The following is a 25,081-nucleotide window of genomic DNA, read 5'->3' as shown; positions in this document are numbered from 1 at the left end:
TGCCTGATAGCCTCTGGCTATCAGGCTTAGTGCTGAGGCGGGAACGGCGGCATAGTCAGGAAAGCATAATAAAGCGCTAACATCAGAATGACGGAGATAACACAGCATGCAGCAACCAGGCGGGATGCTATGGATGGCCTTTTGAACATCAACCACAGGGCATAAGCAAGCCCGACACCGTTAAGTAAAGGTAAAAAAATCATTAGCCAGAGCCAACCCCAGGCAAGTACCCCCAGCCATCCCCCCACGACGATAAAAACAGGGATCAGCCAATTGGGGGTGAAGATCGCGAGCAATCCCAGCAATGCCAGACAAACTGGAATTAAATAATCCATTTGTGCATTCCATTACGTTTGCGTGCCGGATGCGGCGTAAACGCCTTATCTGGCCTACACAGGGCATCGAACTCGTAGGCATGATAAGACGCGACAGCGTCGCATCAGGCATTGCGCACCGTATCGCCAGATGCAGCTTGAACTTTTTATCCGTCCTACAAACCGGTTGCAAGCCGCAAAATTGAGCGCGATCGGTCCGCTAGCCTGATCCACCTTACCCCGATTTGCGAATCAAATAACGATAAGGCAGTCCATCCGTCTCTTTCGCAACCAGTTCGTGTTCCATAAAGGTACAAAACCCAGGAATATCGCGTGTCGTCGCCGGATCGTCAGCAATAATCAGCAACGTTTCACCTGGCTGCATATTGCGCACTGTTTTGCGCACCATCATTACTGGTTCCGGGCAGCGCAGGCCAAGTGCGTCGAGTGTGTGGTCAGGGCTGGAAAAGAGATCGGTCATTTTCTTCTCATCACATAAAAAAACGGCGCTAGTTTACGCCCTGTGAGTCCGTAAGCAAACCAGGTTAACGATTGCGTGAAAATTAACCATTGCATTGTTAACGTAAAGCAGTATCATGCGGCGGCTCGAAAAAAGGGTCAGCACGTTATTATGTTAAGGTAACAGACGTGTCGTACGTATTGGGTTCCCTCACCCCAATGGTTAATCAAAAAGGTACAATATGAACGTTTTCTCGCAAACTCAACGCTATAAGGCGTTGTTCTGGTTATCGTTATTTCATCTTCTGGTGATCACCTCCAGTAACTATCTGGTTCAGCTTCCCGTATCCATTTTTGGTTTCCATACCACCTGGGGCGCGTTTAGCTTTCCGTTTATTTTCCTTGCTACCGACCTGACTGTGCGTATTTTTGGCGCACCGCTGGCTCGTCGCATCATCTTTGCGGTAATGATCCCCGCATTGCTGATCTCCTACATCATCTCATCGCTGTTTTATATGGGGTCATGGCAAGGATTCGGCGCGCTCGCCCACTTCAACCTGTTTGTCGCCCGTATCGCCACCGCCAGTTTCATGGCCTACGCGCTGGGGCAGATCCTCGACGTGCACGTTTTTAACCGCCTGCGTCAGAGTCGTCACTGGTGGCTGGCACCGACGGCTTCCACCCTGTTTGGTAACGTCAGCGACACGCTGGCCTTCTTCTTCATTGCCTTCTGGCGTAGCCCGGATGCCTTTATGGCTGAACACTGGATGGAAATCGCGCTGGTCGATTACTGTTTCAAAGTGTTAATCAGTATCGTTTTCTTCCTGCCAATGTATGGCGTATTACTCAATATGCTGTTGAAAAGACTGGCAGATAAATCCGAAATCAACGCTTTGCAGGCGAGTTAAAGGTTCGTTATCAGAGTTGTGATAAGATGGATGAATGAGCCGTTATGGCCGTTTATCGAAAGGAAGAATTCAATGCGCAATCTGGTTAAATATGTCGGAATTGGCCTGCTGGTTATGGGGCTTGCGGCCTGTGATGATAAAGACACTAACGCTACGGCGCAGGGTTCGGTCGCGGAAAGTAACGCTACCGGGAATCCCGTCAACCTGCTTGATGGCAAGTTAAGTTTCTCGCTGCCAGCGGATATGACCGACCAGAGCGGTAAGCTGGGAACGCAGGCTAATAACATGCATGTCTGGTCCGACGCCACCGGGCAGAAAGCAGTCATCGTCATCATGGGCGATGATCCGAAAGAAGATCTGGCGGTGCTGGCGAAGCGCCTGGAAGATCAGCAACGTAGCCGCGATCCGCAGCTGCAAGTGGTAACCAATAAAGCCATTGAGCTGAAAGGTCACAAAATGCAGCAGTTAGACAGCATTATCTCCGCGAAAGGCCAGACGGCGTACTCTTCCGTTATTCTGGGTAACGTGGGTAATCAACTGCTAACCATGCAAATTACGCTGCCCGCTGACGATCAGCAAAAAGCACAGACCACCGCAGAAAACATCATTAATACGCTGGTTATTCAGTAAGTTTTAAGATGATGAGATGGCCTCAGGTATTTCCACCGGAGGCCGTTTTTTTAATCGCCACGTCAGTAATAACGCGATTGCGACCAGTCCCGCCGCCGCCAGATAAATCACCGGGACGCCCGCCCAACTCATCACCAGCCCAGCCAGTGGTCCGGTCACGCCAAGCGATAAATCCATAAATACGGTGTAAGTTGCCAGCGCCGCCCCCTGATTTTGCTGCGGAACCGCTTTTACCGCCACTACGCCCAATGCCGGGAACACCAGCGAAAACCCCGCCCCCGCGAGTAAGACGCCGATTTTCGCCATCCACGGCATAGTCGCCACGCCAACCAGTAGCAGGCCGATTATCTCAACGCTAAAGCAAATCATCGCCACGTTTAAGCCGCCGATACGGTTAATGCCGTTAGGAAATAACAAACGCGTACCGACAAACGCACAGCTAAACAGCGTCAGCGCGAAAGCCGCACCGTCCCAACCTTTAGCGTCATAAAACAGCGTGATAAAGGTGGCGATAACGCCAAATCCGGCGGAAGCCAGTGCCAGCGCCATACCGTACAGCCAGACGCGCCCAAGCACCGCACGAAACGGCAGCGGTTTGCCTTTACTGGCTTTTACCGTCGGACGCGGGATCGCCAACAAAATGGCCACCAGCGCCACGCCCATAATGATTAACGCTAACGCCTGCAAGCCGCCCCAGTGATAAAACACGACACCTAACGGCGCACCCATCGCCATCGCCCCGTAAGTGACAATGCCGTTCCACGAAATCACCCGCCCGATATGCAGCGAACCAACCACGCCAACGCCCCATAGGGTCGATCCCGTTCCGGCAAAACTTTGCCCAATCCCAAGGATCACGCGCCCCAGGCACAGTAATAACAGGCTGATGACGGGCAGACTGGCGGTTAATCCTGCCGTCAGATACCCCAAACCGCTCAAAAAGCAGCCGCATAAACCAAAGACGACAATCTTTTTGGGTCCCAGCAAATCGGCGTAACGTCCGGCATGAGGGCGGCTCAGCAAGGTGGCGAAATATTGCAGGCTGATAACCAATCCTGCCCAAAAAGCGCTAAAGCCCATCACATCATGGACATAGCCCGGTAATACAGCGAGCGGCAACCCGATGGTGAGGTAGCTGGCGAAGTTAAACATGACAATGGAGACAATGCGCAAATTCAGGCGCAATCCGTTTAGCGCGGGTTCGGCTACGGGTTCGGGCATGAGGATCACCACATTTTTACAACAGTGTTTCATTTTTACCACGTGCTGACGTGAAAATCAGCAGTAAGAATCAGAATATTGCTGGCGTGACTCCCGCTACACTTAATACAAAAAGTCACAAGGAAGCCCCAATGGAAACCCCTCAACCCGATAAAACGGGCATGCACATTCTGCTCAAGCTGGCCTCGCTGGTGGTGATCCTCGCGGGAATTCACGCAGCGGCAGATATCATTGTGCAGCTGTTACTGGCGCTGTTTTTTGCCATCGTCCTCAACCCGCTCGTCACCTGGTTTATTCGTCGGGGAGTACAACGCCCCGTTGCCATTACGATTGTGGTGGTGGTGATGCTGATCGCACTAACCGCGCTGGTCGGCGTACTGGCGGCATCGTTTAACGAATTTATCTCTATGCTGCCGAAGTTTAATAAGGAGCTGACGCGCAAACTTTTTAAATTGCAGGAGATGTTGCCTTTTCTTAATTTGCATATGTCGCCGGAGCGAATGCTGCAGCGGATGGACTCGGAAAAAATGGTTACCTTCACCACGGCGCTAATGACCGGGCTTTCCGGGGCAATGGCGAGCGTGCTTTTGCTGGTGATGACCGTAGTTTTCATGCTGTTTGAAGTGCGCCACGTCCCTTACAAAATGCGTTTTGCGTTGAATAATCCACAGATTCACATCGCCGGACTACACCGCGCCTTAAAAGGTGTTTCGCACTATCTTGCATTGAAGACACTGCTAAGTTTATGGACAGGCGTAATCGTCTGGCTGGGGCTGGCGCTAATGGGCGTACAGTTTGCGCTGATGTGGGCAGTACTGGCGTTTTTGCTCAACTACGTGCCCAATATCGGCGCGGTAATTTCCGCCGTACCGCCAATGATTCAGGTGCTGCTGTTTAATGGCGTTTACGAATGTATTCTGGTCGGCGCATTGTTTTTAGTGGTCCATATGGTCATCGGCAATATTTTAGAACCACGGATGATGGGCCATCGCCTGGGGATGTCCACCATGGTGGTATTTCTTTCATTGTTAATTTGGGGATGGCTGCTCGGCCCGGTAGGGATGCTACTTTCGGTACCATTAACCAGCGTGTGTAAAATCTGGATGGAAACCACCAAAGGCGGTAGCAAACTGGCGATTTTACTGGGACCGGGCAGACCGAAAAGTCGATTACCGGGATGAGGCGACAAGTGTTACGATACGCACTTTCATTTTCCATTAAACGTTGGCCCTGATATGTATCGGATAGTTCTGGGGAAAGTTTCGACCTTAAGCGCAGCTCCTCTGCCACCGGGTTTACGCGAGCAAGCACCGCAAGGTCCACGACGCGAACGCTGGCTGGCGGGGCGTGCATTGCTTTCGCACACGCTTTCCCCGCTACCGGAGATCATCTATGGCGAACAAGGCAAACCTGCATTCGCGCCGGAAACGCCGCTATGGTTCAACTTAAGCCATAGCGGTGACGATATCGCCCTGCTGTTGAGCGATGAAGGCGAAGTCGGCTGCGATATCGAAGTGATTCGCCCGCGCGCCAACTGGCGCTGGCTGGCGAACGCCGTATTCAGCCTTGGGGAACATGCCGAGATGGACGCCGTGCATCCTGATCAGCAACTGGAAATGTTCTGGCGCATCTGGACGCGCAAAGAAGCCATCGTTAAACAGCGTGGCGGCAGCGCCTGGCAAATCGTCAGCGTAGACAGCACCTATAACTCCTCGCTGTCAGTCAGCCATTGTCAGCTAGAAAATTTAAGCCTGGCGATCTGCACCCCTACCCCCTTTACGCTCACCGCCGACAGTGTGCAATGGATCGATTCAGTTAACTGATCCGCCCACCCGACTGCCCATCTATTGATCCAGAACAGGTAATCAGTATGACGAATACTTAAAATCGTCATACTTATTTCCGCCATCTATTTTAATCCATTGGGGTTACCATGTTCTCTACACTCCGCCGCACTCTATTTGCGCTGCTGGCTTGTGCGTCTTTTATCGTCCATGCCGCTGCACCAGATGAAATCACCACCGCCTGGCCGGTGAATGTCGGGCCACTAAACCCGCACCTTTACACGCCTAACCAAATGTTCGCCCAGAGCATGGTTTATGAACCACTGGTGAAATATCAGGCAGACGGTTCGGTGATCCCGTGGCTGGCAAAAAGCTGGACCCATTCAGAAGATGGCAAAACCTGGACCTTCACCCTGCGTGATGATGTGAAATTCTCTAACGGTGAACCGTTTGATGCAGAGGCCGCGGCAGAAAACTTCCGCGCTGTGCTCGACAACCGTCAACGTCACGCCTGGCTGGAGCTGGCAAACCAGATTGTTGATGTCAAAGCTCTCAGTAAAACCGAGCTGCAAATCACCCTGAAAAGCGCCTACTACCCTTTCCTGCAAGAACTGGCCCTGCCCCGTCCTTTCCGCTTTATCGCCCCCTCGCAGTTTAAAAACCACGAAACCATGAACGGAATTAAAGCGCCGATTGGCACCGGGCCGTGGGTTTTACAGGAATCGAAACTGAATCAGTACGATGTCTTCGTCCGTAACGAAAACTACTGGGGCGAAAAGCCGGCGATTAAAAAGATCACCTTTAACGTGATCCCGGACCCGACTACCCGCGCAGTAGCGTTTGAAACCGGCGATATCGATCTACTATACGGTAATGAAGGGCTATTACCGCTCGATACCTTCGCCCGCTTTAGCCAGAACCCGGCTTACCACACCCAACTGTCACAGCCGATCGAAACCGTGATGCTGGCGCTCAATACTGCCAAAGCCCCCACCAACGAGCTGGCAGTCCGTGAAGCTCTTAATTACGCGGTAAACAAAAAATCGCTGATCGATAACGCGTTGTATGGCACCCAGCAGGTCGCCGACACCCTGTTTGCCCCTTCCGTGCCCTATGCCAATCTCGGCCTGAAACCGCGCCAGTACGATCCGCAGAAAGCGAAAGCGTTGCTGGAACAAGCAGGCTGGACGCTGCCCGCAGGCAAAGACATCCGCGAGAAAAATGGTCAGCCGCTGCGCATTGAACTGTCGTTCATCGGCACCGATGCGTTAAGCAAATCAATGGCCGAAATCATTCAGGCTGATATGCGCCAGATTGGCGCGGATGTCACGCTGATCGGCGAAGAAGAGAGCAGTATCTATGCTCGTCAGCGCGACGGTCGTTTTGGCATGATTTTCCACCGTACCTGGGGCGCGCCATACGATCCACACGCCTTCCTGAGTTCAATGCGCGTACCGTCGCACGCTGACTTCCAGGCACAGCAAGGTTTAGCCGACAAGCCACTGATTGATAAAGAGATTGGCGAAGTGCTGGCGACACACGACGAAACACAACGTCAGGCACTGTATCGCGACATTCTGACCCGTCTGCATAACGAGGCGGTTTATCTGCCCATCAGCTATATCTCAATGATGGTGGTTTCAAAACCGGAACTGGGTAACATCCCCTACGCGCCGATCGCCACCGAAATCCCGTTCGAACAGATTAAACCGGTGAAACCTTAATGTTGCGTTATGTATTACGCCGCTTTCTGCTGCTGATCCCGATGGTGCTCGCCGCCTCGGTGATCATTTTTCTGATGCTGCGCCTCGGCACCGGCGACCCGGCGCTCGATTATCTGCGTCTGTCTAACCTGCCGCCGACGCCGGAAATGCTGGCTTCTACCCGCACCATGCTGGGGCTGGATCAGCCGTTGTACGTGCAGTACGGAACCTGGTTGTGGAAAGCGCTGCATCTTGACTTTGGTATCTCATTCGCCAGCCAACGCCCGGTGCTGGACGATATGCTGACCTTCCTGCCCGCCACGCTGGAGCTGGCGGGTGCGGCGCTGGTATTAATTCTGCTCACTTCCGTGCCGCTCGGCATCTGGGCGGCGCGCCATCGCGACCGCCTGCCGGATTTCGCCGTGCGTTTTATCGCGTTTCTTGGCGTGTCGATGCCTAACTTCTGGTTGGCGTTTTTACTGGTGATGGCATTTTCAGTGTATCTGCAATGGCTGCCCGCGATGGGTTACGGCGGCTGGCAGCACATCATTTTGCCTGCGGTTTCCATCGCTTTTATGTCGCTGGCGATTAACGCGCGTCTGCTGCGCGCCAGTATGCTGGACGTCGCCGGTCAGCGTCATGTGACCTGGGCGCGACTGCGCGGCCTGAACGACAAACAGACCGAACGCCGCCACATCCTGCGCAATGCCTCGCTGCCGATGATCACCGCCGTGGGGATGCACATTGGCGAACTGATTGGCGGGACGATGATTATCGAAAACATCTTTGCCTGGCCGGGCGTCGGGCGCTATGCGGTGTCGGCGATTTTCAACCGTGACTATCCGGTGATCCAGTGCTTTACGCTGATGATGGTGGTGGTTTTTGTGGTCTGTAATTTGATTGTCGATTTGCTCAACGCCGCGCTGGACCCGCGTATTCGTCGTCATGAAGGAGCCCACGCGTGAACTTTTTCCTCTCCTCCCGCTGGTCGGTTCGCCTGGCGCTGATCATTATCGCCCTGCTGGCACTGATTGCGCTCACCAGCCAGTGGTGGCTGCCGTATGACCCACAGGCGATTGATCTGCCGTCGCGCCTGCTTTCACCGGATGCGCAGCACTGGCTGGGTACCGATCATTTAGGGCGCGATATTTTCTCGCGGCTGATGGCGGCGACCCGCGTGTCGCTCGGCTCGGTAATGGCCTGCCTGCTGCTGGTGCTGACATTAGGGCTGGTTATTGGCGGCAGCGCTGGGCTGATTGGCGGGCGCGTTGATCAGGCCACCATGCGCGTCGCGGATATGTTTATGACCTTCCCGACCTCGATTCTGTCGTTCTTTATGGTCGGCGTACTCGGCACCGGGTTGACCAACGTGATTATCGCCATCGCCCTGTCGCACTGGGCGTGGTATGCGCGCATGGTGCGCAGCCTGGTGATTTCGCTACGCCAGCGCGAGTTTGTGCTGGCGTCACGGCTTTCCGGCGCGGGCCATGTGCGGGTGTTTGTCGATCATCTGGCAGGCGCGGTGATCCCCTCGCTGCTGGTGCTGGCGACGCTGGATATTGGTCATATGATGCTGCACGTCGCGGGGATGTCCTTCCTCGGCCTCGGCGTGACCGCGCCTACCGCCGAATGGGGCGTGATGATTAACGACGCGCGCCAGTATATCTGGACTCAGCCGCTGCAAATGTTCTGGCCGGGGCTGGCGCTGTTTATCAGCGTGATGGCCTTTAACCTGGTGGGTGACGCACTGCGCGATCATCTGGACCCTCATCTGGTGACGGAGCACGCACACTAATGCCGCAACAGATTGAACTACGTAATATCGCGCTACAGGCCGCGCAGCCGCTGGTGCACGGCGTATCGTTAACCCTTAAACGCGGGCGTGTGCTGGCGTTAGTCGGCGGTAGCGGCAGCGGGAAATCACTGACCTGCGCCGCGACGCTGGGCATTCTGCCCGCAGGCGTTCGCCAGACGGCGGGGGAAATTTTAGCCGATGGCAAACCGGTTTCTCCCTGTGCCCTGCGCGGCATCAAAATTGCCACCATCATGCAGAACCCGCGCAGTGCCTTTAATCCGCTTCACACCATGCACACCCACGCGCGGGAAACCTGCCTGGCGCTGGGGAAACCCGCCGATGACGCTACGCTTACCGCTGCCATAGAAGCGGTGGGGCTGGAAAACGCCGCGCGCGTGCTGAAGCTCTACCCGTTCGAGATGAGCGGCGGCATGTTGCAGCGCATGATGATTGCGATGGCGGTGTTGTGTGAATCGCCGTTTATCATCGCCGATGAACCGACCACCGATCTCGACGTGGTAGCACAGGCGCGCATCCTCGATCTGCTGGAAAGCATTATGCAAAAACAAGCACCGGGAATGCTGCTGGTTACCCATGATATGGGCGTGGTAGCGCGTCTGGCGGATGACGTGGCGGTAATGTCTCACGGTAAGATTGTTGAACAGGGCGATGTAGAAACGCTGTTTAATGCCCCCAAACATGCGGTAACGCGCAGCCTGGTTTCCGCTCATCTCGCCCTCTACGGTATGGAGCTGGCATCATGACTTTACTTAACGTCTCCGACCTTTCCCATCACTATGCGCACGGTGGATTTAGCGGAAAACATCAACACCAGGCGGTGCTGAATAACGTTTCCCTGACCCTGAAAAGCGGCGAAACCGTCGCTCTGCTGGGGCGCAGCGGCTGCGGAAAAAGCACTCTCGCGCGGCTGCTGGTAGGCTTAGAGTCTCCCTCACAAGGGAATATTAGCTGGCGCGGCGAACCGTTGGCAAAGCTCAATCGCGCCCAGCGTAAAGCGTTCCGCCGCGATATTCAGATGGTATTTCAGGACTCCATCAGCGCCGTGAATCCGCGCAAAACCGTGCGCGAGATCCTGCGAGAACCGATGCGACACCTGCTATCGCTGAAAAAAGCCGAACAACTGGCGCGCGCCAGCGAAATGCTGAAGGCGGTCGATCTCGATGACAGCGTTCTAGACAAACGCCCACCGCAGTTAAGCGGCGGTCAGCTCCAGCGCGTCTGCCTGGCTCGCGCGCTGGCGGTCGAACCGAAACTACTGATTCTGGATGAAGCCGTTTCTAACCTTGATCTCGTGTTACAGGCGGGCGTCATTCGCCTGCTGAAAAAGCTACAACAACAGTTTGGCACTGCCTGCCTGTTCATCACTCATGACTTACGCCTGGTGGAACGCTTTTGCCAGCGAGTGATGGTGATGGACAACGGACAAATCGTCGAAACCCAGGTGGTGGGAGATAAATTAACCTTTTCCTCTAACGCCGGACGTGTGCTACAAAACGCGGTATTACCCGCATACCCCGTGCGCCGTCGCGCCACAGAAAAGGTTTAAGTCTATGCAACGAGTTACCATCACGCTTGATGACGATTTACTGGAGACGCTGGACAGCCTGAGCCAGCGTCGTGGCTATAACAACCGTTCCGAAGCTATCCGCGATATTCTGCGTAGCGCCCTGGCGCAAGAGGCCACCCAGCAGCACGGCACACAAGGTTTCGCAGTGCTCTCCTATGTGTATGAACACGAAAAACGCGACTTAGCCAGCCGTATTGTCTCCACCCAGCACCATCACCACGATCTCTCGGTCGCCACGCTGCATGTGCACATTAATCACGACGACTGTCTGGAAATCGCCGTGCTGAAAGGTGACATGGGCGACGTGCAGCATTTTGCCGATGACGTCATCGCCCAGCGCGGCGTGCGGCACGGGCATTTGCAGTGCTTGCCGAAGGAAGATTGAGTTATTTCTAAAACGAGGAAAGAAAAGATATTAACTGAACTTAATTTATAAAATTAAGTTCAGTTACATAGATAGATCCTGTAAAGGCAGATACTCTGCGTAATGCACGCCGCTAAAATTTATAAATGATTCAAACGCTCATTTAGCGTTTCAATAATATAAGTATTTACAGAGACTTGTTGCTGCGCAGCCGCATTATTAAGGCGTTCACTCAGCGATTCTGGATAGCGTAATGTAAAGGTCTTAATCTTTTCTGTACGCGCATACGGCTCAATACCCGCAGCTTTACAATCCTCAAGATACTCTCGCAGGGAAAGCTCCCCTTCTTTTTGCAGCCCCTGAATGCTGTCAGAGACAAAATCACAATAACCTGACAAGCCCAGGAATTTGCCACGAAATGCATTCAGTTCTGGCACGTAAGTGATAACAGCAGGTTGCCCGGCAATCTCCATAGAGTTTGGCGTCTTCAGTTTGATCATGGTTTTACCCCTATACTTAGTAACCAGTCACGCACGCTTTCTACAGCGCCTTTATCGGTATCTGGCGACGGATGAGGCCGATGGAAACACGCAACGCTCATATTTAGTATGAACTTACAACGCGAACCTCTTCCTTCCTTAATTTCTCCGCCTAATGCTTTAACCAGTGACTCTATATCAGACCACTTAATCCCTTGAGGAACAGGAGATTTAAATATTTGATCCAATGTATTTTTTTGTTTCTTCCGTAAAGCCTGTACCTGGGTTCTCATGGCATGTCCTTATGACTTCACTTTATGACATCAATAGTATGACATCACAATATGAAGTCAAGTTTCCCTTCCTTACGCCATTGTCCCAATCGTCTTCCTGAATCGCAGCAGTGCGATGGTGAAAAATGCGCCGCCAATTGCCATCAGCGTCAGGAACTGCGGCCAGACGATTTCGAATCCGGCACCACGGTAGAGAATGGCCTGCGCGAGGCTGACAAAGTGTGTCGTCGGCATGGTCAGCATAATGTCCTGCACCATCTGCGGCATACTTTCGCGCGGCGTGGAGCCACCGGAAAGCATTTGCAGCGGCAGCAGCACCAGAATCACCAGCAGCCCCAGTTGCGGCATCGAACGCGCTATCGTCCCCATAAAAATGCCGATTGACGTGGTGGCAAACAGACTCAGCGCCACGCCCAGCATAAACAGCGGGATCGAGCCTTCAATCGGTACGCCCAGCACGCCTTTCACCATCAGTACCAGCGATAATCCCGACACCACCAGCACCACCAGCCCCATCGACCAGACCTTCGCCATCATGATCTCAAACGGCGTTATCGGCATCACCAGTAAGTGTTCCACCGTGCCGTGTTCACGCTCGCGGATCAGTGCCGATCCGGTCAACACAATCGCCAGCATGGTAATGTTGTTGATGATCGCCATCACCCCGCCAAACCACGCGGGATCGAGGTTCGGGTTAAAGCGCATCCGGGTTTCCAGCGATACCAACGGTTCGCTGTTATCACGGTAGCGCGCGACAAAGCTGTTCACTTCACCGTTGATAATATTCTGGATATACCCGTTGCCGGTAAATGCCTGGCTCATGCGCGTGGCATCGACGTTCACCTGAATATCTGGCTGGCGTCCGGCGAGGACATCACGCTGAAAATTAGGCGGAATATTTATCGCGAAGGTATAGCGTCCGGCGTCCAGCCCGGCATCCATCTCATCGGCGGTGATCATCTCCGGTGGCAAAAACCACGGGCGATAGAAGCTGTTAACGATCCTGTTCGATAACTGCGATTGATCCATATCGGCAATGGCGATCGGCGCGAGGTTCAACGATCCTGGCGTAACGGTCGCTGACGAATACACCGACACCGTAAACGAGAAGACAATCAGCGTCAGCATCGCTTTATCACCGAGCAAACTGCGCAACTCTTTGATACCCAGATTAAAAATATTGCGTAAATGGCGCATCATCCCTCCTGTTTTTTCAGCAGCAGGATGCTTAAGCCCATCACCAGCGGGATGGCTATCAGCAACGGGATAAAAAGTTGCCACAAATCAGTCAGATCCAGCGCCTTCGAGAACGTTCCGCGGGCGATAGTCAGAAAATGACTGGTCGGGTAAACCTCGCCGATCCAACGTCCTGGACCTTCCAGCGAAGCTACCGGATCGATCATCCCGGAAAACTGCGTCGCCGGAATCAACGTGATGATCGCAGTGCCAAAAATGGCGGCAATCTGGCTTTTCATAAAAGTAGAGATCAGCAGCCCCATTCCGGTGGCAATGATGATATACAGCAGCGCCGCCAGGGTGAGCGTCAGGAAACTGCCTTTATGCGGTACGCCAAACACAAACACCGACAGGGCGCAGAGCAGGAAAAAGTTCAGCATTCCCAGCCCGATGTACGGTAGCTGTTTGCCAAGTAAAAATTCGCTACGGGTGGTGGGGGTAACGTAAAGGTTGATAATCGACCCTAGCTCTTTTTCCCGCACCACGCTAAGGGCGCTTAGCATTGACGGGATCATCATCAGCAGAAGCGGGATCACCGCCGGAACAATCGCTGGCAGGCTTTTTACGTCCGGGTTATAGCGATAGCGCGTCTCAATGTTCATCAGCCCGCTTTGGCTGGAGGGTGTGGATTGTCGGCTCGCCACATCCTGTAGCCAGCTCTGGTGCATGGCCTGCACGTAACCTTTTACCGTTTCGGCACGACTCGGCATCGCACCGTCGATCCAGACACCGAGTTCCACGGGCGTACCACGCGCGATATCGCGCCCGAAATTGGGTGGGATTTCAATAGCCACGGTGATATCGCCCGCACGCATCCGGCGATCAAGCTCGTCATAACTGGTGAGCGGCGGCTGCTCGATAAAGTAACGGGAACCGGAGAGATTGAGCGTCCACGCCTGGCTACTGACGGTCTGGTCGCGATCAAGCACCGCAAAGCGCAGATTTTCCACATCCATACTGATGCCGTAACCCATTATCAGCATCAGGATCACTGTTCCCATCAGCGCCAGCGTCGAACGGACCGGATCGCGGCGCAATTCCAGTGCTTCGCGGCGGCTGTAGCTAAACAAACGGCGCAGGCTAAATCCTTGACGCGGGGCGTGGCTGGTGTCGTGTATCACGGGCGGCGCTTCGGCTTCGCTGCTCTGCCCTGCCGCTTCCTGCAAATAGGCGATAAATGCCTCTTCCAGACTGGCGGCTCCGCGTTTTTCAACCAGCTCCTGCGGTGTACCGCTGGCAAGCACTTTTCCGGCGTGCATCAGGGAGATGCGGTCGCAACGTTCCGCTTCGTTCATAAAGTGAGTGGAGATGAAGATAGTCACTTTGTCCTGACGCGAGAGATCGACCATCAACTGCCAGAACATATCCCTCGCCACCGGATCGACACCAGAAGTAGGCTCATCGAGGATTAACATCTCCGGGCGATGAATCACCGCCACCGCCAGCGAAAGCCGCTGGCGAATGCCGAGCGGCAATGACTCCGGCAGAACATCTTCAACGTCGTTGAGCTTAAAACGCTCGCTCATTTCAGCCACTCGCGCGGGAATTTCCGCTTCCGGGATATGAAACAGACGAGCATGTAACTCCAGGTTTTGCCGCACGGTGAGTTCGTTATAGAGCGAAAACGCCTGCGACATATAGCCCACCCGGCGACGAGTATCGATATCTTTTGGATCAACCGGTTGCCCGAACAGCCACGCCTCACCTTCGCTGGCGGGCAGCAGTCCGGTGAGCATTTTCATGGTGGTGGATTTACCACAGCCGTTCGAACCAAGAAAACCAAAAATCTCCCCGCGTGGAATGCGGAAATTGACGTGATCAACGGCAACGAAGGAACCAAAACGCATGGTCAGATCGCGCGCTTCGATGGCAATCTCTGCGTTTTCAGGTTGATACGGTGGGATCACTACCGCCTGATGCGCCTGGCGTTGCGCTTGCGGTAACAGATTTATAAATGCTTCTTCCAGCGTGGCGCTTTGCGTTTGCTGCCGCAGCTCTTCGGCGCTGCCAGTTGCCAGCACTTCTCCGGCATTCATCGCTACCAGCCAGTCGAAGCGTTCGGCCTCTTCCATATAGGCGGTGGCGACCAGCACGCTCATATTGCTCTGCCGCTGGCGAATACTGTCGATCAGATCCCAGAACTGGGCGCGGGAGAGCGGGTCAACCCCCGTTGTTGGCTCATCAAGAATCAACAGTTCCGGGTCGTGAATTAACGCACAGCACAGCCCAAGTTTTTGCTTCATCCCGCCGGAGAGTTTCCCTGCCGGACGATCGCGAAACGGTGCTAACCCGGTGCTGGTCAGCAGCTCATTGATTCGCACTTCCCGCTCCGCTTTGTCGTGACCGAACAGGCGAGCGAAAAAATCGACGTTTTCATACACCGACAAGGTGTGGTAGAGATTTTTGCCCAGCCCCTGCGGCATCCAGGCGATGCGCGGGCAAACGTCACGGCGATGCTTCGGGTCGCGCATATCGCCGCCCAGCACCATCACATTGCCCTGCTCAATGACGCGGGCACCGGAAATCAACGACAACAAGCTCGACTTCCCGACGCCATCCGGACCAATCAGCCCGACCATACAGCGGGCCGGAATATCGAGAGTGATATTGTTCAGCGCAACGGTTTTTCCATAATGCTGGCTCACGCCCGCCAGTTGCGCGACAGGCGGGACGGGAACCAGTTCCAGATGCGTCATTGCGGCAACCTCACCGCCAGGTCTTCAGGCCACGGAAGTTCTTCATTCACCCGCACCCACGCTACGCCCGGCAAACCGGTTTTGACATATTCCAGATGCTGCTGGAGTAATTCCGGTGGGATACGCGCTTTGACACGGAACATCAGTTTCAGCCGTTCATCGTTGGTTTCGACGGTTTTTGGCGTGAACTGGGCGACGCTGGCGACAAAACTGATGGTTGCAGGAATACGCAGATCTGGCGCGGCATCGAGGATCAGCCGGGCTTCACCGCCCAGTTTCAGCGTGCCCGCCTGTTCGGTTGGCAGGAAGAAGGTCATATAGACGTCGCTGAGATCGACCATATTCAGTACCCGACCACCTGCCGCCAGCACTTCGCCTGGCTCGGCAACCCGATACTGCACGCGTCCGTCACGCGGGGCTTTCAGTTCGCTGTCATCGATATCTGCGGCAATGCGCCGTTCAGTGGCTTGCGCGGCTTCGACGCGAGTTTGCGCCTGAATGATATTGGTGCGTGCCGCCTCTATAGCGGCTTTAGAAGCAGAAACCTGGGCTTTTGCTGATTCCAGCGCAGCTCGGGCGCTCTCAGCGGCGGCGCGGTCGTCATCCAGCTGTTGCGCAGAAATTGCCCCCCGTTGGGCCAGTGAGCGGGAACGCGTATGACGTTTTGCTACGGAGTCCAGTTCTGCCTGGCGTTGATTAACCAGCGACTGTGCGGCACGAGTTTCGCTTTGGCGTTGCTCCAGCAAAGCCTGCGCGGCGGCAACGGCACTTTGTGCTTCTTTGATTTGCGCGATGGCTTCCATTCGCTGTTCCTGCAACACGCGAGTATCCATCTTCGCCAGCACTTCACCTTCTCGAACAAACTGGCCTTCTTTCACCAGAATGGTGTCGATACGCCCGGCAATTTTGCTGGCGATATCCACTTCCGTCGCTTCAATGCGCCCATTACTGACAGCAAAGCCTTCCGGCACACCTGCCGGGCGCAACAGCCACCACGCCACGATAGCGGCCACCGCCAGTAACCCGACAACCCACCACGCCAGATGGCGCTTACTCTTATCCATAATCGACCCGCCATAATCCCTGTAAGCAAACGACGCGTGTTACAACTGCCGCCGAACGACGTTCAGCGGATTCTTCCATCCGGGATAAGAAGGAAACGGCAAATACGACCAGCGCGCAGAGCATTGAGCGCCAACGTGGAAGGCTTAGTGAAAACGGGTAGTAATGTTGTCATCATCAGCATTCCTGGCCGTAAATGAAACACGCATACTCATAAGTGTGATCTATAAAACTGGCTGACAAAACGGTATCCATCCTGTTGGATAGCGTTTCACGCCTGTTCAGTTGCAGGAACAGAGCATTCCTTATTACGTTTTATCAACAGTCTCAACCAGATAGTAACATTAATATTCATGTTGTCTATGGTTCAGAGCTGTAACATTGTGCGCCTTCTAATCAAAGGCATAAGTCCATTTTTGTTTTTTTCATGCTGGTAAGACTTCCAGGGAGTGGTTATCTCAGGCCCCGCACCAGGGTTAATTTGGCAATTATGCATGCTGAACATTCTTCCAGCATGTTTACTGTCACGGGCGTTAAGACCTAAAACTGTCCCCGTTTCACCTATGCGTTCTCTCCCACCATTTCCGTTATGTGCAACAACTTGATTTATACCTAACATTTGTGAGCATGCTAATAGTGCTTCAAGTTTAGGTCTGTAATCTGTCGAAACAGAAAAATAACGATTAAAGGATCGACAAGAGATAGCCCGGCTAGTTTTAAATTTTTTACCATTAATTATAGTATGATGCTTTTTATTAATAATTGCCGCTAATTCGACCGGATCGAGAGCATTGGTCATTTCATCAATAGAGACTGTTATCGGTCCTATAATGTAACGTTTTCGCTGATCATCAAAAGTTATCCCATGATGATTTGCCATTATTTTGTATTTGGGGTCATAGAAACATACAGGATAATCTTTTATCCCGTCGTAGGTATCCTCATCAAGTGGTTTCATACGCGTGAAGTTCTGCATATAGTTACCATTGCAATTCGTTTCATGATTACCAGCTAATACATGAAAATTTTCATTGATACTCATTATGCGTTTTAACAAATCGATGATAAATTGATCGCCACAGATATTACTAAATCGATCGCCGGTTTGGTCCCCCAGAAACGTACATGGCGTCACTGCGCCTTTATTAATAACTAAATATGGCTGAATACTTTCTAAAACAACATCTCTTCTGTTCAGAATACTGATTATTGTATTAACATTAATGTCTAGTTCCTCATTAATGTTTTCCCTTAATAAAACATTGAGAACTTCATCTTCTATATTAAGCAACTGGCTAAGAAAATTTACTCCTTCAGCCATAATTCCCAAATGTCCCGTTGCGAAAAGCGCGTACAAAACTGCACCGACTGAGCCATCGGTATCACCAAAATAGGTTGGTCTGGTACTTGTGGGATCAACGGGTGAACAATTGGAGAAATAGATTCTGTCAGCGAACTGGGGTTTTATAATTGTTTCGAATTTAATATCAGATACATTATATTGCGATATTTTCCAGTCCCAGATGGGTTTGTACGACTCAGTAACTGCAACATCATTAGCATTATCATTTACTGTCATATTATTAAGTAAATAAACAATGCTGCACCAATTAATATCGGTATCATCAAGAGGGCAACCGTAATTTTTACTATTAATTGTCACAATAAACTGATAACTATTATTCCTACGTAGAATATGGGCACGCATGCCCGATAGCATACTATATTTTTCTGAATGATTCGTTTCTATGGTAAATGAAATTTTGTCATCTTGAAAAGATTGTTGGAAACGTTCTATTTGCCAATCATCAATTTTTTCCACAACTTCACCGAGCATTGTCCTGGCAATACTTGATATATCATCACCTATACCATTTGCAATATACCCAAACAGTTCTTTAGTGAAGTTAGTAACATGCTCTTGCACCATATCATTTGTTGCGATAGTCGTTATACTGTCGTTAGTACCTGCCACAGTTCCAAGTTTCATCTTTTACCTCATATAATTCACCGCAAGGAATACATAGTTATCATTTAATCTTATGACATACACCTCATGTTCGACGGGAAAATAATTATATTTTTCACAAATCATTCAGCCTTAAAGCATAATATGAAATTTCTTATCTCATAGTAGAGAAAGTCCCTAAAGATTGTAGAGGCGTCATCAGTACATGCCTCTACAATCGATTAAGAAAAACTATGAAATACTGGCAGGATTAAAAAGACATACCACAGCACTCATGGGGTTTTAATGTGGTTGAAAACAACTAAGCCCTGGGACACCTTTTTTATCACCACGTTCGTTAGGTGCTATCTTCCAGGAATTTAGCCCCATGATATAATTATCAATTTTTTGATGCTGATCTACCCCTAATCCATAATGGCCATATTTCTGTTTACTTTTTTTGAGCGTCTGTCCACATTTGAAGATATCTTCAGGTTTTGGTCTGAAAGCAGTAGTGTTATTAAAATAATTGTCATATACAGGTGTGGATGCTATAGCATTGCTTCTAATTAGATGGATAAGACGATCATCCATGTGTTGTTTATGTTTTTTATTAAATATATTTGCTAATTCCTCAGGATCAATTGGGTCTTTCATCTGATTAAATGGAACCTGCAAAGCACCTAGACAATAACATTCATTTTCTTCATTTCTTATTATTCCGTGATGACTGGTTAAAACTTTCGTTTCTGAGTCATAATTACAAACATCGAGCGTTTTAATTAAGTTATATGTATCACCGGAAGAGAGTTTATGATTTGCTAGTCGTGCACTATAGTTACCATTAAAATTGATTTCATGATTTCCAGCCAGAACGACGACATTTTTATTTATACGACTATCTTTATTACCCTCCATGTTTCGCATAGAATTTAGCAAAGTAAGGATATATTTATCACCAAAAATAGTACTAAATCTATCGCCTGTATGATCCCCAAGGAAGATACAAGGGGTAATCGCATCGCCTTTTAAAAAAACATGTTGATGCAACTCATTCAAGAACATGTCTCTCTTATCTAATAAAGTGAAGAGTTTTTTCAACTTTTTATTTTCATATGCGAATGAAGCCATGTCTTCGTGTTTTAATAAATCACATAATAAACTCCACCCCTTTTCCCTGATGCCTATATGCCCTGAAACGAGCAATGCATAAAGTACAGCGCCTACTCTTCCATCTGTATCGCCAAAATAAGCCGTGTTGGCATTTTGTGGGTTAATCACACCACACTGTTTATAAAAGTCTATTTTTGAAAAAACAGATTCAACATAGCTATCAAACTTTTCCTTAGTAAACGTCTCTTTAGAGACAGCCCAACGCCAGTCAGGTTTGAAATTACCACTAAGAAGAGTAAAGAAATTTCTCTCTATGATAGAAAACCCATCAACTTTATAAATTATGTCTGATTTATCCCCGGAGAAATTAATAAAATAATAACCGTCCTTACGCTCAATCGTAACGGTAATGGGAGACGATAATTTTATCACATGGTTATTGTCTGGTATAATTGTAAAGATAAACGTGTCAGTAGTATTATCGGCGAAACTATTATATTCTTTAATATCTATAGATGGCTCACTATTGTAAAACCATATTTTTTCTATCTGAGAACTATGTTCAGTTACGTTCCAGCAGCCATGTTGCAGGAAATAGATGATATGCAGGCCAAAATCGTTATCTATTTGCAAATGTTTATCCAGCTTATCAATTTCAACTATCTTTGAACGATGTTTTTTATCAACCTTTCCATGGTGTTGATGACTGTTAACTTTATCTGAATGCTTATCTTGATGGTTTGAAGAGATGTGCTTAAATATATTGTGAAATACTTTCATAAATAACCCGTGATATTTTTGACTTGTTAGTAACAAAATAAATGACACATGTCTGAAAGACATATTTACGATGATACAAAGCAATAATACTTATATGTTCGATGATTTTAAGCACCGATACCATCCGGTCTTTTACCAAATAATGAAAAAGAATCCCTCCCTGGAAGATAATTGTAAAAAACAACAGAATAAGAATTAATCTTAGGATAAATATTTATTTACCATGGCCTTTTGAACGCTGAAAAGTAGCGCTCTGCAAAGTAAATCCCGCTATAGTTATGCTATGCATTTGTCTTTAATGATATCTCGTCATTATATTAACAGGCTGAAATTATCATTAATGCACATTTCAATATTAGCAGGGATACCTGAGGAGTTTAAAGTGAACATATATATCGGGTGGCTTTTCAAATTAATCCCTTTAATTATGGGCTTAATTTGTATCGCGTTAGGTGGCTTTGTACTGGAAAGTTCTGGGCAAAGTGAGTATTTCGTCGCGGGTCATGTGCTCATTTCTCTGGCAGCCATATGCCTGGCATTATTCACTACCGCATTTATTATCATTTCGCAGCTCACGCGCGGCGTTAATACGTTTTACAATACATTGTTCCCCATTATTGGCTATGCGGGGTCAATTATCACCATGATATGGGGTTGGGCACTGTTAGCAGGCAATGATGTGATGGCAGACGAGTTTGTTGCCGGCCATGTTATTTTTGGCGTTGGTATGATTGCCGCCTGTGTATCGACAGTGGCAGCATCATCCGGTCACTTTCTGCTCATTCCTAAAAACGCAGCGGGGAGCAAGAGCGACGGAACACCGGTACAGGCTTATTCTTCATTAATCGGTAATTGCCTCATTGCCGTTCCCGTTTTACTCACCCTGCTCGGTTTCATTTGGTCTATTACGCTGTTACGTAGTGCTGACATAACTCCGCATTATGTCGCCGGTCACGTATTGCTTGGGTTAACCGCAATCTGTGCCTGTCTAATTGGCCTTGTTGCCACAATCGTCCATCAAACACGTAATACGTTCTCATCCAAAGAACACTGGCTGTGGTGTTATTGGGTTATTATTCTCGGCTCAATCACGGTGCTGCAGGGCATATACGTCTTAGTCAGCTCCGATGCAAGCGTCCGACTGGCTCCCGGCATTATTCTCATTTGCCTCGGAATGATCTGTTACAGCATATTCTCAAAAGTCTGGCTACTGGCACTGGTCTGGAGACGTACCTGTTCGTTAGCCAACAGAATACCGATGATTCCCGTCTTCACCTGCCTGTTTTGCCTTTTCCTGGCATCGTTTCTTGCGGAAATGGCGCAGACCGACATAGGGTATTTTATTCCTTCGCGGGTTCTGGTCGGTTTGGGAGCGGTATGCTTTACGTTGTTCTCAATCGTTTCAATATTAGAAGCGGGTTCTGCTAAAAAATAATTGCAACGTACCGGATAAACCAGCGTTGATTATTTGCGTAACGCTGGTTTTTCTTAGGTATCATGAAATAACGCAGCATTAATGCATAGTGGTTAAGTATAAATAAACAGCAAAGTTGCTGATTTTTTCAACCTGTTCATATTTTATAAAGATCTGGCCACTGGGGGAGTTTTAATCACCTTTCCCTCCACCTTATATTAAGCATGGAGGGTTTCAGTTCACAGGCTCATTAGAAAATAATCACAAGATAACCACTATCAAAATTAGCTCATTTTTAATGCGACTCTAATAATTTTCATCTTTAGGAAATAGCTCAGGACGACTTCGCTGCAATCAAATCCTGCGCACAAGCCCACGCACTCGACCACGCCCACTGGAAGTTATAGCCTCCCAGCCAACCAGTGACGTCCATCACTTCACCGATGAAGTACAGCCCAGGCACTTTGCGCGCTTCCATCGTCCGTGAAGAGAGTTCGTTGGTGTCCACGCCGCCGAGCGTCACTTCGGCAGTGCGATAGCCTTCAGTGCCGTTGGGTTGTACGCGCCAGTCGGTCAATGTGCTAATCAGTGCCTGTTGGTCACGCACGTTGAGCTGTTTTAGCGAAACATCCGGGATTTGCCCGAGTTGCTGTAAGCGTTCAACCAACCGCTTCGGTAGATGAACCGCCAGTGTGTTTTTCAGGCTCTGATTCGGATGTGCATTACGCTGCTCATTCAGGAAGGTTTCGAGGTCCACATCCGGTAGTAGATTGATGCTGACAAATTCACCCGGTTGCCAGTAGCTGGAAATTTGCAACACCGCCGGTCCAGATAAGCCGCGGTGGGTGAAGAGTAAGTTCTCACGGAAAACGGTGCCGTTTTCAGCGGTAATCACGGAAGGCACCGCCACGCCCGCCAGCACCTGTAACTCTTCGAGCAACGGTTTATGCAGAGTGAATGGCACCAGGCCCGCGCGGGTCGGCAGCACGTTGAGGCCAAATTGTTCGGCAATCTTATAACCAAACGGCGATGCGCCCAGCCCCGGCATTGACAGCCCACCGGTCGCGATGACCAGCTTTTCGCAACCGACAGTCATGCCGTTCAGTTCAAGCGTGAAGCCTGTTTCATCCTTCGCCACACTCAGCACTTCGCTACGCAATCTGAAGGTCACATTGCCCTTCTCGCACTCATCCACCAGCATGTCGACAATCTGCTGCGCGGAGTCATCGCAGAAGAGTTGCCCTAACGTTTTCTCGTGCCAGGTGATGCCGTGTTTATTGACCAGATCAATGAAATCCCACTGGGTAAAACGCGCGAGTGCAGACTTACAAAAATGCGGATTCTGGCTCAGATAAGCGCCCGGTTCGACATAAAGGTTGGTAAAGTTGCAGCGCCCACCGCCAGACATGAGGATTTTGCGCCCTGGTTTTTTACCATTATCGATCAGCAGAACCCGGCGTCCTGCCTGACCTGCCAGCGCAGAACAGAACATACCTGCCGCACCAGCGCCTATAATAATGGCATCAAACCTTTCCACGTTGCGCTCCTCTAAGAAAAAACGGGCGTGAATTGTAAAGATTCCTCAGTGGTCGCACCAGCATCAATATTACTAAAAGGAAGTATTTGCCTGAATTATATAAGATAATTATTTTTTGAGTGAAATCCATACAGGAGGCAAATCAAAAAAAGTCTATATTTCACTTTGCCCGCGCCGCGAAAGTCACTGATAATGCGCCGCGTTCATGTCCTCAAAATGGCGTAACGTCCTATGCTACATTTGTTTGCTGGCCTGGATTTGCATACCGGGCTGTTATTATTGCTTGCACTGGCTTTTGTGCTGTTCTACGAAGCCATCAATGGTTTCCATGACACAGCCAACGCCGTGGCAACCGTTATCTATACCCGCGCGATGCGTTCTCAGCTCGCCGTGGTTATGGCGGCGGTGTTCAACTTTTTGGGTGTTTTGCTGGGTGGTCTGAGTGTTGCCTATGCCATTGTGCATATGCTGCCGACGGATCTGCTGCTTAATATGGGATCGTCTCATGGCCTTGCCATGGTGTTCTCTATGTTGCTGGCGGCGATTATCTGGAACCTTGGTACCTGGTACTTTGGTTTACCTGCATCCAGCTCTCATACGCTGATTGGCGCGATCATCGGGATTGGTTTAACCAATGCGTTGATGACCGGGACGTCAGTGGTGGATGCACTCAATATCCCGAAAGTATTAAGTATTTTCGGTTCTCTGATCGTTTCCCCTATTGTCGGCCTGGTGTTTGCTGGCGGTCTGATTTTCTTGCTGCGTCGCTACTGGAGCGGCACCAAGAAACGCGCCCGTATCCACCTGACCCCAGCGGAGCGTGAAAAGAAAGACGGCAAGAAAAAGCCGCCGTTCTGGACGCGTATTGCGCTGATCCTTTCCGCTATCGGCGTGGCGTTTTCGCACGGCGCGAACGATGGTCAGAAAGGCATTGGTCTGGTTATGTTGGTATTGATTGGTGTCGCACCAGCAGGCTTCGTGGTGAACATGAATGCCACTGGCTACGAAATCACCCGTACCCGTGATGCCATCAACAACGTCGAAGCTTACTTTGAGCAGCATCCTGCACTGCTGAAACAGGCTACCGGTGCTGATCAGTTAGTACCGGCTCCGGAAGCTGGCGCAACGCAACCCGCGGAGTTCCATTGCCATCCGTCGAATACCATTAACGCGCTCAACCGCCTGAAAGGCATGTTGACTACCGATGTGGAAAGCTACGACAAGCTGTCGCTTGATCAACGTAGCCAGATGCGCCGCATTATGCTGTGCGTTTCTGACACTATCGATAAAGTGGTGAAGATGCCTGGTGTGAGTGCTGACGATCAGCGTCTGTTGAAGAAACTGAAGTCCGACATGCTTAGCACCATCGAGTATGCGCCGGTGTGGATCATCATGGCGGTCGCGCTGGCGTTAGGTATCGGTACGATGATTGGCTGGCGTCGTGTGGCAACGACTATCGGTGAGAAAATCGGTAAGAAAGGCATGACCTACGCTCAGGGGATGTCTGCCCAGATGACGGCGGCAGTGTCTATCGGCCTGGCAAGTTATACCGGGATGCCGGTTTCCACTACTCACGTACTCTCCTCTTCTGTCGCGGGGACGATGGTGGTAGATGGCGGCGGCTTACAGCGTAAAACCGTAACCAGTATTCTGATGGCCTGGGTATTTACCCTTCCGGCTGCGGTACTGCTTTCCGGCGGGCTGTACTGGCTCTCCTTGCAGTTCCTGTAATCGTACGCACCAAAACGAGCGGGTCA

The 25,081-nt window shown here is 50.6% G+C and carries 24 protein-coding genes; 12 read left to right on the top strand and 12 right to left on the bottom strand.

What is annotated here, in order from left to right:
• Positions 1 to 26: 26 nt before the first annotated feature.
• Together ACJHYW_RS10395 and tusA are read right to left on the bottom strand one after the other, a co-directional pair.
• Complete coding sequence (locus ACJHYW_RS10395) at positions 27 to 335, bottom strand: hypothetical protein (protein WP_000385055.1); 309 nt, start codon at positions 333 to 335, stop codon at positions 27 to 29.
• 214 nt (positions 336 to 549) lie between these two features.
• Positions 550 to 795, bottom strand: a complete 246-nt coding sequence (tusA, locus tag ACJHYW_RS10390) for a sulfurtransferase TusA (protein ID WP_000130623.1) — start codon at positions 793 to 795, stop codon at positions 550 to 552.
• A gap of 220 nt (positions 796 to 1,015) precedes the next feature.
• Between tusA and ACJHYW_RS10385 the strand changes: the two genes are divergently transcribed.
• A complete protein-coding gene (locus ACJHYW_RS10385; protein WP_001100462.1) occupies positions 1,016 to 1,681 on the top strand; it encodes a 7-cyano-7-deazaguanine/7-aminomethyl-7-deazaguanine transporter in 666 nt (221 codons plus the stop codon).
• Positions 1,682 to 1,753: 72 nt separating this feature from the next.
• On the top strand, positions 1,754 to 2,311 hold the full coding sequence (gene dcrB / locus ACJHYW_RS10380; protein WP_001245295.1) for a phage sensitivity protein DcrB: 558 nt from the start codon (positions 1,754 to 1,756) through the stop codon (positions 2,309 to 2,311).
• Between the two features lie 3 nt (positions 2,312 to 2,314).
• Here dcrB and ACJHYW_RS10375 read toward each other — a convergent pair whose 3' ends face one another.
• A complete protein-coding gene (locus ACJHYW_RS10375; RefSeq protein WP_001361521.1) occupies positions 2,315 to 3,565 on the bottom strand; it encodes an MFS transporter in 1,251 nt (416 codons plus the stop codon).
• 98 nt (positions 3,566 to 3,663) lie between these two features.
• Here ACJHYW_RS10375 and ACJHYW_RS10370 point away from each other — a divergent pair, with 98 nt between their 5' ends.
• From ACJHYW_RS10370 to nikR, 8 genes are all read left to right on the top strand, one after another.
• On the top strand, positions 3,664 to 4,713 hold the full coding sequence (locus ACJHYW_RS10370; RefSeq protein ID WP_001361522.1) for an AI-2E family transporter: 1,050 nt from the start codon (positions 3,664 to 3,666) through the stop codon (positions 4,711 to 4,713).
• Between the two features lie 54 nt (positions 4,714 to 4,767).
• Positions 4,768 to 5,355 (top strand): 4'-phosphopantetheinyl transferase AcpT, encoded by a 588-nt coding sequence (gene acpT, locus ACJHYW_RS10365; RefSeq protein ID WP_000285789.1) that lies wholly within the window; start codon positions 4,768 to 4,770, stop codon positions 5,353 to 5,355.
• A 110-nt stretch (positions 5,356 to 5,465) separates the two neighbouring features.
• Positions 5,466 to 7,040: a nickel ABC transporter substrate-binding protein gene (gene nikA / locus ACJHYW_RS10360; protein ID WP_000493131.1), complete on the top strand. Its 1,575-nt coding sequence runs from the start codon at positions 5,466 to 5,468 to the stop codon at positions 7,038 to 7,040.
• Positions 7,040 to 7,984 (top strand): nickel ABC transporter permease subunit NikB, encoded by a 945-nt coding sequence (gene nikB, locus ACJHYW_RS10355; RefSeq protein ID WP_000947080.1) that lies wholly within the window; start codon positions 7,040 to 7,042, stop codon positions 7,982 to 7,984. Before nikA ends, nikB begins: the two co-directional genes overlap by 1 nt.
• On the top strand, positions 7,981 to 8,814 hold the full coding sequence (gene nikC / locus ACJHYW_RS10350; protein ID WP_001008963.1) for a nickel ABC transporter permease subunit NikC: 834 nt from the start codon (positions 7,981 to 7,983) through the stop codon (positions 8,812 to 8,814). Before nikB ends, nikC begins: the two co-directional genes overlap by 4 nt.
• Positions 8,814 to 9,578 carry a nickel import ATP-binding protein NikD gene (nikD, locus tag ACJHYW_RS10345; RefSeq protein WP_001136211.1) on the top strand — a complete coding sequence of 255 codons (765 nt, stop codon included), beginning with the start codon at positions 8,814 to 8,816 and terminating at the stop codon, positions 9,576 to 9,578. The genes nikC and nikD overlap by 1 nt, the downstream gene beginning before the upstream one ends.
• Positions 9,575 to 10,381 carry a nickel import ATP-binding protein NikE gene (gene nikE / locus ACJHYW_RS10340; protein ID WP_061092823.1) on the top strand — a complete coding sequence of 269 codons (807 nt, stop codon included), beginning with the start codon at positions 9,575 to 9,577 and terminating at the stop codon, positions 10,379 to 10,381. Before nikD ends, nikE begins: the two co-directional genes overlap by 4 nt.
• A gap of 4 nt (positions 10,382 to 10,385) precedes the next feature.
• Positions 10,386 to 10,787, top strand: a complete 402-nt coding sequence (gene nikR / locus ACJHYW_RS10335; protein WP_001190062.1) for a nickel-responsive transcriptional regulator NikR — start codon at positions 10,386 to 10,388, stop codon at positions 10,785 to 10,787.
• A 119-nt stretch (positions 10,788 to 10,906) separates the two neighbouring features.
• Here the strand turns inward: nikR and ACJHYW_RS10330 are convergent, their stop codons facing one another.
• The 8 genes from ACJHYW_RS10330 to ACJHYW_RS10295 all read right to left on the bottom strand — a co-directional run bounded on the left by ACJHYW_RS10330 (position 10,907) and on the right by ACJHYW_RS10295 (position 20,373).
• On the bottom strand, positions 10,907 to 11,266 hold the full coding sequence (locus ACJHYW_RS10330; protein ID WP_000593555.1) for a type II toxin-antitoxin system HicB family antitoxin: 360 nt from the start codon (positions 11,264 to 11,266) through the stop codon (positions 10,907 to 10,909).
• Positions 11,263 to 11,538 carry a type II toxin-antitoxin system HicA family toxin gene (locus ACJHYW_RS10325; protein WP_001260301.1) on the bottom strand — a complete coding sequence of 92 codons (276 nt, stop codon included), beginning with the start codon at positions 11,536 to 11,538 and terminating at the stop codon, positions 11,263 to 11,265. Before ACJHYW_RS10325 ends, ACJHYW_RS10330 begins: the two co-directional genes overlap by 4 nt.
• A 72-nt stretch (positions 11,539 to 11,610) precedes the next feature.
• The gene (locus tag ACJHYW_RS10320; RefSeq protein WP_001314210.1) at positions 11,611 to 12,735 is read right to left on the bottom strand and encodes an ABC transporter permease; all 1,125 of its coding nucleotides are present in this window, start codon (positions 12,733 to 12,735) and stop codon (positions 11,611 to 11,613) included.
• Positions 12,735 to 15,470: a ribosome-associated ATPase/putative transporter RbbA gene (rbbA, locus tag ACJHYW_RS10315; protein ID WP_061092822.1), complete on the bottom strand. Its 2,736-nt coding sequence runs from the start codon at positions 15,468 to 15,470 to the stop codon at positions 12,735 to 12,737. The genes ACJHYW_RS10320 and rbbA overlap by 1 nt, the downstream gene beginning before the upstream one ends.
• On the bottom strand, positions 15,467 to 16,534 hold the full coding sequence (locus ACJHYW_RS10310) for an HlyD family secretion protein (protein ID WP_000361497.1): 1,068 nt from the start codon (positions 16,532 to 16,534) through the stop codon (positions 15,467 to 15,469). Before ACJHYW_RS10310 ends, rbbA begins: the two co-directional genes overlap by 4 nt.
• Positions 16,535 to 16,596: 62 nt before the next feature.
• Positions 16,597 to 16,710, bottom strand: coding sequence for a protein YhiY (gene yhiY, locus ACJHYW_RS10305; RefSeq protein ID WP_001315057.1), 114 nt, complete (start codon positions 16,708 to 16,710; stop codon positions 16,597 to 16,599).
• A 189-nt stretch (positions 16,711 to 16,899) separates the two neighbouring features.
• Complete coding sequence (locus ACJHYW_RS10300) at positions 16,900 to 18,522, bottom strand: DUF4049 domain-containing protein (protein WP_001361524.1); 1,623 nt, start codon at positions 18,520 to 18,522, stop codon at positions 16,900 to 16,902.
• A 261-nt stretch (positions 18,523 to 18,783) separates the two neighbouring features.
• Positions 18,784 to 20,373 (bottom strand): DUF4049 domain-containing protein, encoded by a 1,590-nt coding sequence (locus tag ACJHYW_RS10295; protein WP_000862333.1) that lies wholly within the window; start codon positions 20,371 to 20,373, stop codon positions 18,784 to 18,786.
• A 382-nt stretch (positions 20,374 to 20,755) separates the two neighbouring features.
• Here ACJHYW_RS10295 and ACJHYW_RS10290 point away from each other — a divergent pair, with 382 nt between their 5' ends.
• Positions 20,756 to 21,808: a DUF2776 domain-containing protein gene (locus ACJHYW_RS10290; RefSeq protein WP_001028902.1), complete on the top strand. Its 1,053-nt coding sequence runs from the start codon at positions 20,756 to 20,758 to the stop codon at positions 21,806 to 21,808.
• A 313-nt stretch (positions 21,809 to 22,121) separates the two neighbouring features.
• On the opposite strand, the gene ACJHYW_RS10285 is transcribed toward ACJHYW_RS10290, so the two are convergent.
• On the bottom strand, positions 22,122 to 23,324 hold the full coding sequence (locus tag ACJHYW_RS10285; protein ID WP_000439205.1) for an NAD(P)/FAD-dependent oxidoreductase: 1,203 nt from the start codon (positions 23,322 to 23,324) through the stop codon (positions 22,122 to 22,124).
• Positions 23,325 to 23,555: 231 nt separating this feature from the next.
• On the opposite strand from ACJHYW_RS10285, the gene pitA reads away from it, so the two are divergent.
• Positions 23,556 to 25,055, top strand: coding sequence for an inorganic phosphate transporter PitA (gene pitA / locus ACJHYW_RS10280; protein ID WP_000902780.1), 1,500 nt, complete (start codon positions 23,556 to 23,558; stop codon positions 25,053 to 25,055).
• Positions 25,056 to 25,081: the final 26 nt, after the last annotated feature.

Source organism: Escherichia sp. WS3063, assembly GCF_046486595.1.
In the GTDB taxonomy this organism is placed as follows: Bacteria; Pseudomonadota; Gammaproteobacteria; order Enterobacterales; family Enterobacteriaceae; genus Escherichia; species Escherichia coli.
The sequence above is the reverse complement of the archived record's forward strand: the minus strand, read 5'-3'. Positions and strand labels throughout refer to the sequence as shown.

Bases quoted from the DNA above. Each gene is read 5' to 3' on its own strand.
- ACJHYW_RS10375 (WP_001361521.1), bottom strand. From the start codon at position 3,565: ATGAAACACTGTTGTAAAAATGTGGTGATCCTCATGCCCGAACCCGTA.
- pitA (WP_000902780.1), top strand. From the start codon at position 23,556: ATGCTACATTTGTTTGCTGGCCTGGATTTGCATACCGGGCTGTTATTA.
- ACJHYW_RS10300 (WP_001361524.1), bottom strand. From the start codon at position 18,522: ATGAAACTTGGAACTGTGGCAGGTACTAACGACAGTATAACGACTATC.
- ACJHYW_RS10295 (WP_000862333.1), bottom strand. From the start codon at position 20,373: ATGAAAGTATTTCACAATATATTTAAGCACATCTCTTCAAACCATCAA.
- ACJHYW_RS10325 (WP_001260301.1), bottom strand. From the start codon at position 11,538: ATGAGAACCCAGGTACAGGCTTTACGGAAGAAACAAAAAAATACATTG.
- rbbA (WP_061092822.1), bottom strand. From the start codon at position 15,470: ATGACGCATCTGGAACTGGTTCCCGTCCCGCCTGTCGCGCAACTGGCG.
- ACJHYW_RS10370 (WP_001361522.1), top strand. From the start codon at position 3,664: ATGGAAACCCCTCAACCCGATAAAACGGGCATGCACATTCTGCTCAAG.
- nikR (WP_001190062.1), top strand. From the start codon at position 10,386: ATGCAACGAGTTACCATCACGCTTGATGACGATTTACTGGAGACGCTG.
- yhiY (WP_001315057.1), bottom strand. From the start codon at position 16,710: ATGATGACAACATTACTACCCGTTTTCACTAAGCCTTCCACGTTGGCG.
- nikD (WP_001136211.1), top strand. From the start codon at position 8,814: ATGCCGCAACAGATTGAACTACGTAATATCGCGCTACAGGCCGCGCAG.
- nikE (WP_061092823.1), top strand. From the start codon at position 9,575: ATGACTTTACTTAACGTCTCCGACCTTTCCCATCACTATGCGCACGGT.
- ACJHYW_RS10385 (WP_001100462.1), top strand. From the start codon at position 1,016: ATGAACGTTTTCTCGCAAACTCAACGCTATAAGGCGTTGTTCTGGTTA.
- acpT (WP_000285789.1), top strand. From the start codon at position 4,768: ATGTATCGGATAGTTCTGGGGAAAGTTTCGACCTTAAGCGCAGCTCCT.
- dcrB (WP_001245295.1), top strand. From the start codon at position 1,754: ATGCGCAATCTGGTTAAATATGTCGGAATTGGCCTGCTGGTTATGGGG.
- ACJHYW_RS10330 (WP_000593555.1), bottom strand. From the start codon at position 11,266: ATGATCAAACTGAAGACGCCAAACTCTATGGAGATTGCCGGGCAACCT.
- ACJHYW_RS10310 (WP_000361497.1), bottom strand. From the start codon at position 16,534: ATGGATAAGAGTAAGCGCCATCTGGCGTGGTGGGTTGTCGGGTTACTG.
- nikB (WP_000947080.1), top strand. From the start codon at position 7,040: ATGTTGCGTTATGTATTACGCCGCTTTCTGCTGCTGATCCCGATGGTG.
- ACJHYW_RS10395 (WP_000385055.1), bottom strand. From the start codon at position 335: ATGGATTATTTAATTCCAGTTTGTCTGGCATTGCTGGGATTGCTCGCG.
- tusA (WP_000130623.1), bottom strand. From the start codon at position 795: ATGACCGATCTCTTTTCCAGCCCTGACCACACACTCGACGCACTTGGC.
- ACJHYW_RS10320 (WP_001314210.1), bottom strand. From the start codon at position 12,735: ATGCGCCATTTACGCAATATTTTTAATCTGGGTATCAAAGAGTTGCGC.
- nikA (WP_000493131.1), top strand. From the start codon at position 5,466: ATGTTCTCTACACTCCGCCGCACTCTATTTGCGCTGCTGGCTTGTGCG.